Here is a 14695-nt window from a genome sequence, read left to right on the forward strand (position 1 = left end):
CGGTCGTCGGTCCTGGGTTCCTCGATGACAATTGCGGAATTATCGGTCACGTGTGGGGGTTCACTCCTCATTTTCGGTGGTCAGTCCGCTCTCCTGGAGCGGCCGTGCGGCACGGCGCCCGCTGACTGATTCTGTCCAGATCCCGGCCTTGCGCTCGGCTTCCAGCTCTGCCCGGGCCGCTGCCTTGGCGTCGCGGCGTTCCTGCTGCTCGTCTCGCTTCTGGCCGCGGGTGGGGCGGTCTCCGATGTCGGCGAAGCGCACGTCGGTGCCGCGGGGCGAGGCGAGCAGTTCGGCGCCGGCCATCATGGTGGGCTCCCAGTCGAAGACCACGCCGTCGTCTTCACCGATCACTACGGTGTCGCCGGGCTTGGCGCCCTGCTTGAACAGCTCGTTTTCCACGCCCAGTTTTGCCAGGCGGTCGGCGAGGTAGCCGATGGCTTCCTCGTTGGTGAAGTCGGTCTGCTTGACCCAGCGCACGGGCTTGTCGCCCAGGACGCGGAACAGCGGCTCGAGGTTCTTTTCCTCGCGGCGGATCTTGAAGCCGGCCTCGTTGACCGCACGGGGGCGCAGTACGGGCGCGTGCACCTTCGGCGGGGTGGCGGCCACGGCGTCGCGGGCCGCCTTGACGATCTCCGCCATGGCGAAGCCAAGCTGGCGCAGGCCCTCGTGGCTCGTCGCGGAGATCTCAAACACCCGGTAGCCGCGGGACTCAAGCTCGGGCCGGACGAATTCGGCCATGTCCTTGCCGTCAGGCAGGTCTACCTTGTTCAAGGCAACCAGCCGGGGCCGGTGGTTCAGCGGGACGACCTCGCCGTCGGTGCCGGCGTAACTCATGTCAACCGCGTATTTTTCGAGTTCTGCTTCGATGATCGCCAGGTCGGAGAGCGGATCGCGGTCAGCTTCGAGCGTACCGCAGTCCAAAACGTGAACCAAAGCAGCGCAGCGTTCCACGTGCCGCAGGAAGTGGTGGCCCAGGCCCTTGCCTTCGCTGGCCCCTTCGATGAGGCCGGGCACGTCTGCGATCGTGAAGCGCACGTCGCCGGCCTGGACGACACCAAGGTTGGGGATGAGTGTAGTGAAGGGGTAATCGGCGATCTTGGGACGGGCAGCGGACATGGCCGCGATCAGGCTGGACTTGCCGGCGGACGGGAATCCCACGAGGGCGATGTCCGCAATGGACTTCAGTTCCAGGACGATGTCGCTGGACTCGCCTTCGATGCCGAGCAGGGCGAAGCCGGGGGCGCGGCGCTTCTGCGAGGAGAGTGCGGCGTTGCCCAATCCGCCCGGTCCGCCTGCGGCCGCGATGAACTCGGTGCCTTCGCCGACCAGGTCGGCGAGGACGCGGCCGTCCTTGGTCTTGACGACGGTGCCTTCCGGAACGGGAAGGATGAGCGTCTCGCCGTTTTTCCCGCCGCGCCAGTCGCCCATGCCGGGTCCGCCGTTGGTGGCGTGGCGGTGGGGTGCGTGGTGGTAGTCCAGCAGCGTGGTGGTCTGGGGGTCAACACGCAGGATGACGTCGCCGCCATCACCGCCGTTGCCGCCGTCGGGACCGCCCAGGGGCTTGAACTTTTCGCGGTGGACGGAGACACAGCCGTGACCGCCGGTACCGCCGGATACGTGCAGTACTACCCGGTCTACAAAGCTCGCCACGTGAATCTCCTCTATTGCTTAACCTGACCGTCTTGGACGCCCAAATTGATTGTAATGCGGTTAAAAGAACAGTGGAGCGGGCCATCATGGCCCGCTCCACCGGTTTGGATCTTGTTGTTACTCTGCAGCTGCAGCAGCAACGATGTTCACGACTCGACGTCCGCGGCGGGTACCGAATTCAACGGCGCCGGGGGTCAGTGCGAACAGGGTGTCGTCGCCGCCGCGTCCAACGCCGGCACCCGGGTGGAAGTGGGTGCCACGCTGGCGGACGATGATCTCGCCTGCGGAAACTACCTGGCCGCCGAAGCGCTTGACGCCGAGGTACTGGGCGTTGGAGTCACGACCGTTGCGAGTGGAACTCGCGCCTTTTTTATGTGCCATTTGAAATGCCTGCCTTAAAAATTCTGGGGAATCTGCTGAAAACCTGAAAAGTAACGGAAGGTTACTTGATACCGGTGATCTTGACCTTGGTCAGTTCCTGACGGTGACCCTGGCGCTTCTTGTACCCGGTCTTGTTCTTGAACTTCTGGATGACGATCTTCGGACCACGAAGGTCCTGAAGGATCTCAGCCGTAACCGTTACCTTGGCCAGGTCCGCAGCGGCAGACGTGACTTTGTCACCGTCTACCAGGAGCAGTGCGGGCAACTCAATGGTGCTGCCGGCTCCACCGGGGACGCGGTTCAGGGTAACGAAGTCTCCAACGGAAACCTTCTCTTGGCGGCCGCCTGCGCGGACAATCGCGTACACCACTGGGGAACTCACTTCTCTCGACGTTTATTACTAGATTTGCGTGCGGAACCTGGGTCCAATTGTTTGGCCTGGTTCACGCTGTGCCTCAACGCCGGTGGGTTCCCCGGGGGAACCCATGAGTTATCCAAGGAACAATGCCATCTGGAATTCCAAACGGACCGTTCTGAGGTTATAACCCAAGTGTTGGCGTAAGCACCGAAGATCTAGAATACGCTAATTTTGCCTTCGGCCGCAAATGAGGCTGACTCCGGTGGTAGTACGTGATAGGCGCCACTCTGCTCAAAACAGACTGTTGCCGCAACGACTTCCGGAACCGTGCCCCACTATCGTACCGGCTCGGGAATGCTTTGCGGTGCAGCGTGAAGCCTCGGCGCGTCGAAGAATTCCACCTCGTACCGGCACGACTGCCGGAAGGCCACCCGCATGGCTTGCCGCTCCGCGTCAGACGCGGCACGGGCAGCGTCGTCGGTGATGCGCACTGCCTGCCGGGTGGCGGCGGCAAACCCTTCGTCCGCGTAGGTGCGGAGCCATTCGGCGTACGGGTGGTCCGGGGCCGACCCGGCAGCAAGGAACTGCCCGTGCAGGGTGGCACCCACCTCTGCATACAGCCAGAAGCACGGGAGCACAGCGGCGACGAGTACCCCGTAGCTGCCTGAAACGGATGAGGCCAGCAAGTGGTCCACGTAGGACTTCGTAACCGGTCCGAGTGCGGTGTCCACGTTCCGTGTGCTGAGCCATGTCCGGTGCAGTTCGGACTCGACTTCAAGGCATTGCTGTGCCGACCGCGCCCAGAACAGCTGTTCCACCTCGGTCGGGGCAATGGCGGCGGCGCGCGAAAGCACCCGGGAATAGCCGTTCAGGTAGATGGCATCCTGGGCAAGGTAATAGGCGAAGTGCTGCTCGGTGAGGGAGCCGTCGGCCAGGCCGCGGATGAAGTCGAGCCCGTAGACGGCGTCCAGGTCCGGCCCGGCATCTTGCCAGAGCACCGCTGCGAACCGGCCTTCGGCGGGCGCGTCACTTCCTTTGGGGGCCAGGTGGTGGAAATGGTGCACCGGGCCGTTGCCTGTTCCCACGTCCAAGGCGCCGGCTTCCCGGAGGGCCCCCTGCAACCATGGCTTCACTGTCCGCAAGGATTCCTCCCAGTCCCCCAGCCTCGCCTGCGCGGTGGCCATTGCCGAGGACAGGGAGCAGCCGGTGCCGTGGCTGTTCATGGTGTCGATCCGCTCGCCGGGTACAACCACAACGTCCTGGGCGAGCAGCCCTGCCGTGTTGACCAGCGCGTCAGGGCACTCCCCGCCGTCGAGGTGTCCGCCCTTGACGAGCACAGTGGCGCCGGTCTGGGCGGCGAGGCGCTTCCCCTGGGCGAGTGCCGCCTCCCAGTCGTCCGCGAGCGGTTCGTTGAGGAGAATCGCCAGTTCCGCCAGGTTGGGAGTGACGAGGTCGGCGAGGGGCAGGAGTTCGCGCAGTGCCGCCTCGGCCGCCTCCTGCAGGAGCCTGTCCCCGCTGGTGGCGACCATCACGGGGTCAAGAACCACGACGGCGGGACGGGCCTTCTCCAGCCAGCTGCGGACAGCGGCGATCACCGAAGAGTCACCCAGCATGCCGATCTTGACGGCGTCAATGCTGATGTCGTCGCTGATGGCTTCAAGCTGGGCCGTCAGGAAATCCGCCGGGGGCACGTGCACGGCACGAACGCCACGGGTGTTCTGCGCCGTCAGGGCGGTGATGGCAGCCATGCCGTATCCGCCGTTTGCGGCAATGCTTTTGAGGTCGGCCTGGATCCCCGCCCCGCCGGACGGATCGGAGCCGGCGATGGCCAGGACCCGGGGCGTACTGCGCAGGACAGTGCCGCCCGGTGATGATTCGCGGGCGACTTCGGAGGCAGGGGTGGGCAGGAATGATGAGGCCAAAGGAGACATCCCTTCGCCGGTGCTAACCGGACAGGTTCAACGGGTGTGGATCTCAGCCGGCCCTGTGCGCGGCACCCCGTGTCAGTCCCCTAGCCTAGCTGTTCCACCGCAACGAACTCACGGGCACGGCCCGAAACCGGCGTATTGCTACGCCAGTCCCGGACCGCACCCGCGATGTCAGCGTGTGGGACCGTGGTGCTGTGGGATCAGAGCTCGGAGGCCGGTACTCCCACACCCAGGATGATCGGCTCGCTGGCCGGTGCCTTGGCGGGCACATCCTTCTTCGCCGGCTCGGGAGCCTTTGCCTCATGGGTGTGCCCTGACGCGGCCACAGGAGCAGTTTCGTGGTGTTCCACGGACGTCTCGTTGGCTGCGCCCTGGGCGCGGCTGGCACTCCGGTGACGGCGGGGACGGCGCGCCCGGCCCTGGACCGCAGTGTGGTCGGTGTAGTCGGCTTCAGCAGCGGGTGCTGCCGGGGCCTGGACCGACGGCACACGGGCGGGTGCCTCGACCGGCGCCTGGGCGGACGGAGCCTGCTGCTCAGCCGGTGACGCCGGAGCCTCAGCAGCTGCAGGCTCACCCAGGTGCGCGAAAGCCTCAGCGAGCCGGTCGAGAGTCAGGGCGGCTCCGGACGCGGGTGCTTCGCCGGCATGCTCAACAAACGGCAGTGCCACCTTTTCGCCACCGAAGGTCAGAACGGCCGCGGGCCGTCCTGCGGCTGCTGCTTCAGATTCCGACACCTTGGCCGGCCTTGCCGTGGCGGGCTGGGTGGTGGACGGCTGGGCCGCCCCTTCCCCGGCCGTCGCTCCGGCTTGCCCGGAAGGAGCCTGCGCGGCGAGTGCCTGGCCGACAGCCTGTGCGGCACTTGCCTGTGCGGCGGCCGCCGGGGCTGCATGGCCCGTCTCGGAGTCATGCAGGTGGGCGGCGTGTGCTGCCGCAGCGATGTTGGCCAGGGCAACGCGGGTCGCTTCAGCCTTGGCGTGGCGTTCGGCTTCGGTGGGCTCGTGGTGCACCGGGGCCGGCGTCAACGGAACAGCCTCGGAGGCCGGCTGGCCGCCCTTGCCGCGGCGGCGGCTCTTGCGCTCCGTCCGGGGAGGCTGCTGGGCTTCCGTCCGCTGCACGTGGTGCTCGGCGGCAACAGTGTTGGCCCGGCGGTGTTCCACCGGCTCGTCGTGGGTGACGATGCCGCGGCCGGCGCAGGCCTCGCACTGCTCGCCGAAGACCTCCAGCAGCCCGGTGCCCATGCGCTTGCGGGTCATCTGCACCAGGCCCAGCGAGGTCACTTCCGCAACCTGGTGCTTGGTCCGGTCGCGTCCGAGGCACTCCACCATGCGGCGCAGCACAAGGTCGCGGTTGGATTCGAGCACCATGTCGATGAAGTCGATGACGATGATGCCGCCGATGTCGCGCAGCCGCAGTTGGCGCACGACTTCTTCAGCCGCTTCCAGGTTGTTCTTGGTGACGGTTTCCTCCAGGTTGCCGCCGCTGCCGGTGAACTTACCGGTGTTTACGTCCACCACGGTCATGGCTTCGGTGCGGTCGATCACGAGGGAGCCGCCGGAGGGCAGGAAGACCTTGCGGTCCAGGGCCTTGTGGATCTGCTCGTCGATGCGCCAGGCCGCGAAGATGTCCGTGTCCTTGGTCCATTTTTCGAGCCGCCCCACCAGGTCCGGTGCCACGTACGTCACGTACGCCTCGATGGTGTCCCAGGCTTCCTCGCCGGAGACGATCAGCTTGGAGAAGTCCTCGTTGAAGACGTCCCGGACGACCTTGATGGTGAGATCCGGTTCGCCGTAGAGGAGCTCCGGAGCAAGGATCTTCGTGGACGTGGCCTGGCTTTCAATGCCTTCCCATTGGGCACGCAAGCGGTTGATGTCGTGCGTCAGTTCTTCCTCGGACGCGCCCTCGGCAGCGGTGCGGACGATCACACCGGCGTCTTCCGGCAGGCGGTCCTTGAGGATCCGCTTAAGGCGGTTGCGCTCGACGTCGGGCAGCTTCCGGGAGATGCCGGTCATGGATCCGCCGGGAACGTACACGAGGTACCGGCCGGGCAGCGAGATCTGGCTGGTCAGGCGTGCACCCTTGTGGCCGACCGGATCCTTGGTGACCTGGACCAGCACGGAGTCGCCGGATTTCAGCGCGTTCTCGATCCGGCGCTGCTTTCCTTCGAGGTTGACGGCGTCCCAGTTGACTTCACCGGCGTAGAGGACTGCGTTGCGTCCGCGTCCGATGTCCACGAAAGCGGCTTCCATGGACGGCAGCACGTTCTGGACCTTGCCCAGGTAGACGTTGCCGATCAGGGAGTCCTGCTGGGTCTTGGAAACGAAGTGCTCAGCCAGGACGCCGTCCTCCAGGACACCGATCTGGATTCTGTCGTCGCGCTGGCGAACGATCATCTGGCGGTCCACCGACTCCCGGCGGGCCAGGAACTCGGCCTCGGTGATGACGGTACGGCGCCTGCCGGTGTCGCGGGATTCGCGGCGGCGCTGCTTCTTGGCCTCAAGCCGGGTGGAACCCTTGACGGACGTGACGCGGTTGTTGACCGGCGCCTCGCTGATGGCCCGGGGTGCACGGACCCGGGTCACCGTGTTGGGCGGGTCGTCGTCTCCCCCGCCCGTCAGTTCGAGGTCCTGGTCACCGCGGCGGCGGCGACGACGACGGCGGGAGGTAACGCCGTCGTCCGCGGTCCGGGTGGATTCCTCATCAGAGTCCTCGTCGCCCGCTGCGCCTTCGGCGGATTCGGCGGATTCGGCCTCACCGGCAGTTTCCCGGTCGGTCACACGGCTGCGGCCACGGCGTCCGCGGCTGCGGCGCCGACGGGAGCCGCCTGCGTCTACCTCTTCGGTGTCCTCTTCCGTGTCTTCCTCGTCGTTTTCCTTTGCCACGGCAGGCGCGGCTGCCGGACGGACCACGGTGCTCAGGTCCGGTGCCTGGAAAATCATGGACGTCACCGAACCGGGCTCAAGGAAGAGCGCGCCGACGGGACTGGCGGCTTCGGCTGCCGCGGGCTGCTCAGTGGCAGCCACGGGAGCGGCGGGTTCCCGGACTTCTGTTTCCTGGGCTGCGGCAACCACTTCTTCTTCAGCTGCCGGCTCGGCAACGGCCGCAACATCCCGGGCCTCGGTAGCCAGGGCGTCGGCAGGCTCGGGGGCTTCGGGGGCTTCGGCGGCTTTCGCGGGGGCCTTGGCGCGCGAGGCCCGGCGACGGACGGGCTTTTCGACGACTTCTGCCGTCCCTACTGCCTCCCCTGCGGGTGCAGTGTCGGCCTGCACCGCGTCCACGGGGGCAGCGGAGTCATCGGCAAAAACCGGAAGCGGTTCGGCGGGCTCCACCTTCTTGCGTGAACGGCTGCGGCGCACCGGGGACTTTTCCTCCGCGGCGGCATCGGCTGCGGGAGCTTCCGCGGGAGCTGCCTCCGCTTCGACGGCTTCCGCCTTCGGGGCGGCCTTGCGCCTGGTGCGGACGGCCCTCTTGGGCGCTTGGGGCGCTGCAGCCTCTTCGCTGGCAGCTGCTTCTTCATTAACGGCTAGAACCTGGTCATTATCCATATGTGGCGACACTCCTGCCCCTGACGCACCGCCACATCCGGCACCCATTGGGGCACATATTGTCAAAACCCGCAGGCGTTGACAGAAGTCAATTGGATACCCTCAGGTTCGCACCGGCAGTGGGGTGCGGCAGCCCTGGAGGGCCGGCGACGTTGTTCTGAAACCCGTTGTTCCTCAAAGCCACAACCAGGTGCCGTCCAATGGCATTGCCGGGAGGCCGGGATCAATCGTGGATCCGGAGCGTGCCCTGCTCATCATTGGCGGTCTTACAAACAAGCCACCGGACCGGAATCCGAATGTGGATCGTATTCCAGCCAGCTTCATTCTCTCATACGCTCACTCAAACGAGGAGGAAGCGGCGCAGGCAGGCGGATAATCAGGGCACGGCCGCGCGGACTCTGTGCGGCCCGCCCAGTCTCCGGCGTTACAATCAGGGCGAGGAGCCCTCGAGAAAAAGGACGCAACATCCCATGCCCAGCATCTCCCATTCCATGCAGAACAACGTGGTGGACGGCGACCTCCGCGAGCGTGCAGCGGCCCAGGAAGGCCTGCCTCCCATGACCCGGGACAAACCGTTCGGCTGGCTTCTGGTCATTACAGGCGTTATCGGCTGGCTCGCCTCCGGCGCCCTGGTCCTGGAAAAGCTCGCAGTCCTAAAGGATCCGAACCACGTCACGGCCTGCGACGTCAATCCGTGGGTCTCCTGCGGCGCCGTCATGCAGACCTGGCAGAGTTCCCTCTTCGGCTTCCCCAACATGTTCATCGGCATCGTGGCCTTTGCCGTGGTGATCACCACCGGCATGGCGGTCCTTTCGGGCGCAAAGTTTGCCCGCTGGTACTGGCTTGGCCTGCAAGCGGGCGTCACGCTTGGCTTTGCCTTCGTGGTGTGGCTGTGGTCGCAGGCGCTGTACTCCATCCACATCCTGTGCCCGTTCTGCATGGTGGTCTGGGCAGCGATGATTCCGCTCTTTGTGTGGGTAACGGTCCGGAACATCACGCACGGGGTGATCAAGGTTCCGGCCGGCCCCGCGAAGGTCGTCGGAGACTCCGGCTGGATTGCCGTAGCCCTGCTGTACGTGGGCGTCATCGCCACCATCTTCTTTGCCTTCATCCAGGTGTTCATCGGAACCTCCGGGTACTAAAGCCAAAGAAGAAGCGCGAACGTACAGTTGAGGCCCCCTTTTCCGAAGAGAAGGGGGCCTCAACTGTACGTTCGCGCCGGTGGCTGTTAGTCCTGGAACCAGATCTTGATCTCGCGTTCGGCGGACTCGACGGAGTCTGAACCGTGGACCAGGTTCTGCTGGACCTTCAGGCCCCAGTCGCGGCCGAAGTCACCGCGGATGGTGCCGGGCGCCGCGGTCGTAGGGTCCGTTGTACCGGCGAGCGAGCGGAAGCCCTCGATCACGCGGTGGCCCTCGAAGATTGCGGCGACAACCGGCCCGCTGAGCATAAACTCGACGAGCGGCTCGTAGAACGGCTTGCCTACGTGCTCCTCGTAGTGCTGCTCCAGCAGTTCGCGGCTGGCGTCGACCTTCTTGAGCTCGGTGAGGGTGTAGCCCTTGGCTTCAATCCGGCCGAGGATGGCGCCGGTCAGGTTGCGGGTCACGCCGTCTGGCTTGATCAGGACGAGGGTGCGCTCAATGCTCACAGCTGCTCCAATGTGGTTGGTGTGGGGTTCGGAATAAGTCTAGTTGGTTTCGCCGTCAGGGTGGGCGGCGTCCCATTCGGCCTGTTCGCGTTCGCGCTGGGCGGACTCGCGGTCAATCCGGATGCCGGTCCTAATGCCGTACCACCAGGCAACGGCAAAGAGGATTCCCACCACGAACATCATGGGTTCAATGAATCCGGTGAAGATCAGGACGAGCTGCAGGATCCACCCCAGCGCCACACCCCACGGCTTGGACAGCACCGCACAGGTGAACACCAGCACCAGGCTCAGGACAATGCCCACCGAGAGGATCACGGCCGGCGGGAACTCGTCGCGGCGGAGTCCAAAGACCGCCAGTGTGGCGAAGAACGCGACGAACCCTTCGAGAACCAGGACCGTGGAGGCGAACATGACTTTGGTGGAGCGCCGCTTCTTGGGCATGCCGGGCCGCCACTCCCGCTGCGCCTTTGTGAGTCGGGCCATGGTCAGGCATCCGCCTTTCCGAGCAGGATCCGGGCTTCCGCCACGAGCGTGATGGAGCCGGTAACCAGGACGCCGCCGGCGAGGTCCTCGTTGGCTTCAGCGTGCTCCACGGCCCACTCCAGGGCATCGTCGAGTTTTTCGGCAACATGGATGTTGTCCTCGCCGAATCCGAGATCCAGCGCAATTTCCGCGAGGTCCTCGGCCGGCACTGCCCGGGGCGAGTTGGACTGGGTGAAGCAGTATTCGGCGGCGAGGTCGCCCAGGGACTCCTTGAGCTGCCGAAGGATCTCTTCGGCGTCCTTTTCCTTCAGAACGCCAACCACTACCACCAGTTTGGTGAAGCTGAAGGCTTCGTGGATAGCCTCCGCTGAAACCCGGATCCCCTCCGGGTTGTGGGCGGCATCCACAATGATGGTCGGGGCGGTCCGGAGCACTTCGAGCCGGCCCGGTGACGTGACCGACGCAAACGCTTCCTGGAGGACCTCGGGGTCAAGCGCTTTCTCTCCGCCAAAGAACGCCTCGAGCGCGGCAATTGCGACGGCGGCGTTCTCCGCCTGGTGAGCTCCGTGCAGAGGCACCAGGAGTTCCTCGTACCGTCCGGCCAGGCCCTGGATGGTCACCATCTGGCCGCCAACGGCAACCGTCCGGGACTCGACGCCGAATTCCACGCCTTCGAAGCGGTAGGGCACCTGCACTTCCCGGGCCTTCTCGAGCAGCACCTGGGCGGCGCCCACCGGCTGTGCGGCGCTGACCAGGAAGCCTCCCGGCTTGATGATGCCGGCCTTCTCGTAAGCGATGTCTTCCGTGGTGTCGCCAAGGAGGTCCGTGTGGTCCAGTGAAATGGGAGTCACCACGGCCACCTGGCCGTCACCGACGTTCGTGGCGTCGGTGATACCGCCCAGGCCCACTTCCATGACGGCGACGTTGACCGGCTGGTCAGCGAAGATCGCGAAGGCCAGGATGGTCAGGCACTCGAAGTAGGTCAGCCGGGGCTGGCCCTCAGCTTCAAGTTCGCTGTCCACGATCTGGAGGTAAGGGCGGATTTCGTCCCAGATCCGGACGAAGGTCTCATCCGGCACGGGGGCGCCGTCGATGCTGATCCGCTCGGTGACCTTCGACAGGTGGGGGCTGGTGTACCGCCCGGTGCTTAGCCCGTGCGCGCGGAGCCCCGCTTCGATCATGCGTGCCGTGGACGTTTTGCCGTTGGTGCCGGTGATGTGGATGATCGGGAACGCCTTGTTGGGCTCCCCCAGCACGTCCATGGCACGGAAGAGCGGCGCAAGGCGCGGCTCCATTTTGTTTTCCGGCGCCCGGCCCAGCAGCTCGGCGTAGACGCTCTCTACGGAAAATTCGTCAGTCATTGCTTAGGCCTCTACTTTTTCTGCCGCGGTCTTGACAACACTGATCTGCGGTTCATGTACATCGGCCGGGACGGTGTCCAGCTTTACCGTCAGTGTTTCGGTCTTGACAAGCTCTGCGTTCGCCAGCAAAGCGTCGACGACGTCCTGCTTCGCGGTAACAGTGGTGTGAATCCGGTCGCTCACGTTGAGTCCGGCGTCCTTGCGGGCCTGCTGGATGGCGCGGACCATGTCGCGGGCGGCACCCTCAGCTTCCAGTTCCGGAGTGACCTCAGTATTGAGGACCACAAAACCGCCGCCGGGCAGGACCGCCGCCGCGCGGGATCCTTCGCCTTCCGCCGCTTCCGCCACAACGGTCTCCAGCGTGTATTCCTGCGGCTCCAACTCAAGCCCGCCGGCCGTCACGACGCCAGCTTCCGAAACAGACCAGTCACCGGACTTGGAGCCCTTGATGGCCTGCTGGACGTTCTTCCCCAGGCGCGGGCCCGCGGCCCGGGCGTTGACCACGAGCTTCTGTTCGATGCCGAACTCCTCCGGTGAGGCGCTCTCGGCGTCGAGCAGGCGGACGGAACGCAGGTTCAGTTCATCGGCGACGACGGCGGCGAAGCCTTCCAGCGCGTCCGCGCCGGGTGCCACAACAGTGAGCTCCTGCAACGGCAGGCGCACCCGCAGGTTGGCGGCCTTGCGCAGCGAGGATCCGGTGGAGCAGATCTGCTGGACCCGGTCCATGGCCTCAACGAGTTCCGGGTTGGCCGGGAACAGCCCGGCGTCCGGCCAGTCGGCCAGGTGCACCGAACGCCCGCCGGTGAGGCCGCGCCAGATCTCCTCGGAAACCAGCGGCAACAGGGATGCGGCCACGCGGGAGACAGTTTCCAGCGCGGTGTACAGCGCGTCGAAGGCGTCAACGCTCTCGTCGAAGAAGCGCTGGCGGCTGCGGCGGACGTACCAGTTGGTGAGCATGTCCAGGTAGCTGCGCAGTTCGTCGCAGGCGCCGGAGATGTCGTAGCCGTCCAGCTGCGCGGTCATGTTCCGGACCAGGTCCCCGGTGTTGGCCATCAGGTATTGGTCCAGGGTGTCTGCGTAGCCGTCGTAGCGCAGCCTGGCGTCATAGCCGCGTCCCCCATCCGCGGCATTCGTGTACAGCGTGAAGAAGCTGTACACGTTCCAGAGCGGCAGGATGACCTGGCGGACGCCGTCGCGGATGCCCTGCTCGGTGACCACAAGGTTGCCGCCGCGAAGGATGGGACTGGACATCAGGAACCAGCGCATGGCGTCGGAGCCGTCGCGGTCCAGGACCTCGGAGACGTCCGGGTAGTTGCGCAGGCTCTTGGACATCTTCTGCCCGTCCGAGCCCAGCACGATGCCGTGGCTGATGACGTTGCGGAAGGCAGGCCGGTCGAACAGCGCAGTGGAGAGGATGTGCAGCATGTAGAACCAGCCGCGGGTCTGGCCTATGTACTCGACGATGAAGTCCGCCGGGTTGTGCGTGTCGAACCACTGCTCGTTTTCGAACGGGTAGTGAACCTGGCCGTAGGGCATGGAACCGGAGTCGAACCAGACGTCCAGGACGTCCTCGACGCGGCGCATCACGGACTGTCCTTCTTCCGGCGTGCGGGGGTCATCCGGGTTGGGGCGCACGAGTTCGTCGATGAACGGCCGGTGCAGGTCAACCTGCCCGTCCTTGTTCAAGGGGAGCCGGCCGAAGTCGGCTTCGATCTCGGCGAGCGAGCCGTAGACGTCGGTGCGCGGGTATTCGGGGTCACTGGACTGCCACACCGGGATGGGGCTGCCCCAGTAGCGGTTGCGGCTGATGGACCAGTCGCGGGCGTTGGCCAGCCACTTGCCGAACTGGCCGTCCTTGACGTTGCCGGGGATCCAGTTGATCTCCTGGTTCAGCTCGGACATGCGGTCCTTGAACTTGGTGACCTCCACGTACCAGGAGGACACGGCACGGTAGATCAGCGGGTTACGGCAGCGCCAGCAGTGCGGGTAGCTGTGCTCATAGCTGGCCTGGCGGACCAGGCGGCCCTGGGCGCGCAGAACCTGGGTGATGGGCTTGTTGGCTTCGAACACCTGCAGCCCAACGATGTCGTGCAGCTCGCCGTGAGAGAAGAGCGGCAGGAACTTGGCGCCCTCGTCCACGGACAACACCACGGGGATGCCGGCCTCTTCACAGACCTTCTGGTCGTCTTCACCGTAGGCGGGCGCCTGGTGGACGATGCCGGTGCCGTCGGTGGTGGTGACGTAGTCCGCCACCAGGAAGCGCCAGGCATTCTCGGTGCCGTACTTTTCGGTATCGCTGAAGTCGTTCCAGAGCGGCTGGTACGCCAGGCCGGCAAGTTCGGCGCCAGTGTACGTGGCGGTGACTGCGGCTTCCGCCTCCTCAACGCCGGCGGTGCCGTCGCCGTAGCCAAGGTCCTTGGCGTAGGCGCCCAGCAGGTCCGCGGCGAGCAGGAAGCTGCCTCCGACCGGGGCATCCGGGGACGCCGCTTTGATGCCGTTGGGTCCGGCCGGAAGCACCGCATAGGTGATGGACGGCCCGACGGCGAGCGCCAGGTTGGTGGGCAGTGTCCACGGCGTGGTGGTCCAGGCGAGGGCCTGGACTCCGGCAAGCTGCCGGGACAGTTCCGACTCCCCCGCCGTGATGGGGAAGGTGACCGTAACGGTCTGGTCCTGGCGGTTCTTGTACACGTCGTCATCCATGCGCAGCTCATGGTTGGACAGCGGCGTCTCGTCCTTCCAGCAGTACGGCAGGACGCGGTAGCCGTTGTAGGTCAGGCCCTTTTCGTGCAGCTGCTTGAAGGCCCAGAGCACTGACTCCATGTACTCGACATTGAGCGTCTTGTAGTCGTTGTCGAAGTCCACCCAGCGGGCCTGGCGGGTGACGTAGCTCTTCCACTCGTCCGCGTACTTCATCACGGAAGCGCGGCAGGCGTCGTTGAACTTGTCGATGCCCATGGCCTCGATCTGGGTCTTGTCCGTCATGCCCAGCTGCTTCATTGCTTCCAGCTCGGCGGGGAGCCCGTGGGTGTCCCAGCCGAACCGGCGCTCGACACGGCGGCCACGCTGGGTCTGGTAGCGGCCCACCAAGTCCTTGGCGTAGCCAGTCAGCAGGTGGCCGTAGTGCGGCAGGCCGTTGGCGAAGGGCGGGCCGTCGTAGAAGACAAATTCGTTGGACCCGTCTGTGCCGGCTTCGCGCTGGTCGATGCTCGCCTGGAAGGTGCCGTCCTGGTCCCAGTACTTGAGGATGCGCTCTTCGATCTCCGGGAACTTCACAGAGGCGGAAACGCTGCTGGTGCCTGACGGTGCGGCTGAGGCCTTGGGGTAATAGGTCATCTCGACATCCT

General features: G+C 65.4%; 10 protein-coding genes and 1 riboswitch. Of the genes, 1 reads left to right on the forward strand and 9 read right to left on the reverse strand.

Going from position 1 to position 14695, the window contains the following annotated elements:
- Positions 1–60 precede the first annotated feature (60 nt).
- From obgE to JOE41_RS01895, 5 genes are all read right to left on the reverse strand, one after another.
- Entirely contained in the window at positions 61–1650 is a 1590-nt protein-coding gene (gene obgE / locus JOE41_RS01875) for a GTPase ObgE (RefSeq protein ID WP_011692232.1), read from the reverse strand.
- 117 nt (positions 1651–1767) lie between these two features.
- Positions 1768–2031 (reverse strand): 50S ribosomal protein L27, encoded by a 264-nt coding sequence (gene rpmA, locus JOE41_RS01880; protein ID WP_009372867.1) that lies wholly within the window; start codon positions 2029–2031, stop codon positions 1768–1770.
- A gap of 61 nt (positions 2032–2092) precedes the next feature.
- A complete protein-coding gene (rplU, locus tag JOE41_RS01885; protein WP_011692233.1) occupies positions 2093–2401 on the reverse strand; it encodes a 50S ribosomal protein L21 in 309 nt (102 codons plus the stop codon).
- Positions 2402–2724: 323 nt separating this feature from the next.
- The gene (locus JOE41_RS01890) at positions 2725–4320 is read right to left on the reverse strand and encodes a bifunctional hydroxymethylpyrimidine kinase/phosphomethylpyrimidine kinase (RefSeq protein ID WP_209750581.1); all 1596 of its coding nucleotides are present in this window, start codon (positions 4318–4320) and stop codon (positions 2725–2727) included.
- Positions 4303–4400, reverse strand: a riboswitch (TPP riboswitch). Its footprint overlaps the gene before it by 18 nt.
- Positions 4401–4517: 117 nt before the next feature.
- Complete coding sequence (locus JOE41_RS01895) at positions 4518–7859, reverse strand: Rne/Rng family ribonuclease (protein ID WP_209750584.1); 3342 nt, start codon at positions 7857–7859, stop codon at positions 4518–4520.
- A 470-nt stretch (positions 7860–8329) separates the two neighbouring features.
- Here JOE41_RS01895 and JOE41_RS01900 point away from each other — a divergent pair, with 470 nt between their 5' ends.
- Positions 8330–9001 carry a vitamin K epoxide reductase family protein gene (locus JOE41_RS01900; RefSeq protein ID WP_011692236.1) on the forward strand — a complete coding sequence of 224 codons (672 nt, stop codon included), beginning with the start codon at positions 8330–8332 and terminating at the stop codon, positions 8999–9001.
- An 86-nt stretch (positions 9002–9087) separates the two neighbouring features.
- On the opposite strand, the gene ndk is transcribed toward JOE41_RS01900, so the two are convergent.
- From ndk to ileS, 4 genes are read right to left on the reverse strand one after another with little or no spacing between them, the layout of a single operon-like run.
- Complete coding sequence (ndk, locus tag JOE41_RS01905; protein WP_043482064.1) at positions 9088–9507, reverse strand: nucleoside-diphosphate kinase; 420 nt, start codon at positions 9505–9507, stop codon at positions 9088–9090.
- A gap of 39 nt (positions 9508–9546) precedes the next feature.
- On the reverse strand, positions 9547–9990 hold the full coding sequence (locus JOE41_RS01910) for a DUF4233 domain-containing protein (protein ID WP_043429833.1): 444 nt from the start codon (positions 9988–9990) through the stop codon (positions 9547–9549).
- 2 nt (positions 9991–9992) lie between these two features.
- Positions 9993–11351, reverse strand: coding sequence for a folylpolyglutamate synthase/dihydrofolate synthase family protein (locus JOE41_RS01915; protein WP_209750587.1), 1359 nt, complete (start codon positions 11349–11351; stop codon positions 9993–9995).
- 3 nt (positions 11352–11354) lie between these two features.
- The gene (gene ileS / locus JOE41_RS01920) at positions 11355–14684 is read right to left on the reverse strand and encodes an isoleucine--tRNA ligase (protein WP_209750590.1); all 3330 of its coding nucleotides are present in this window, start codon (positions 14682–14684) and stop codon (positions 11355–11357) included.
- Positions 14685–14695: the final 11 nt, after the last annotated feature.

The organism is Arthrobacter sp. PvP103 (assembly GCF_017833075.1).
GTDB lineage: Bacteria > Actinomycetota > Actinomycetes > Actinomycetales > Micrococcaceae > Arthrobacter.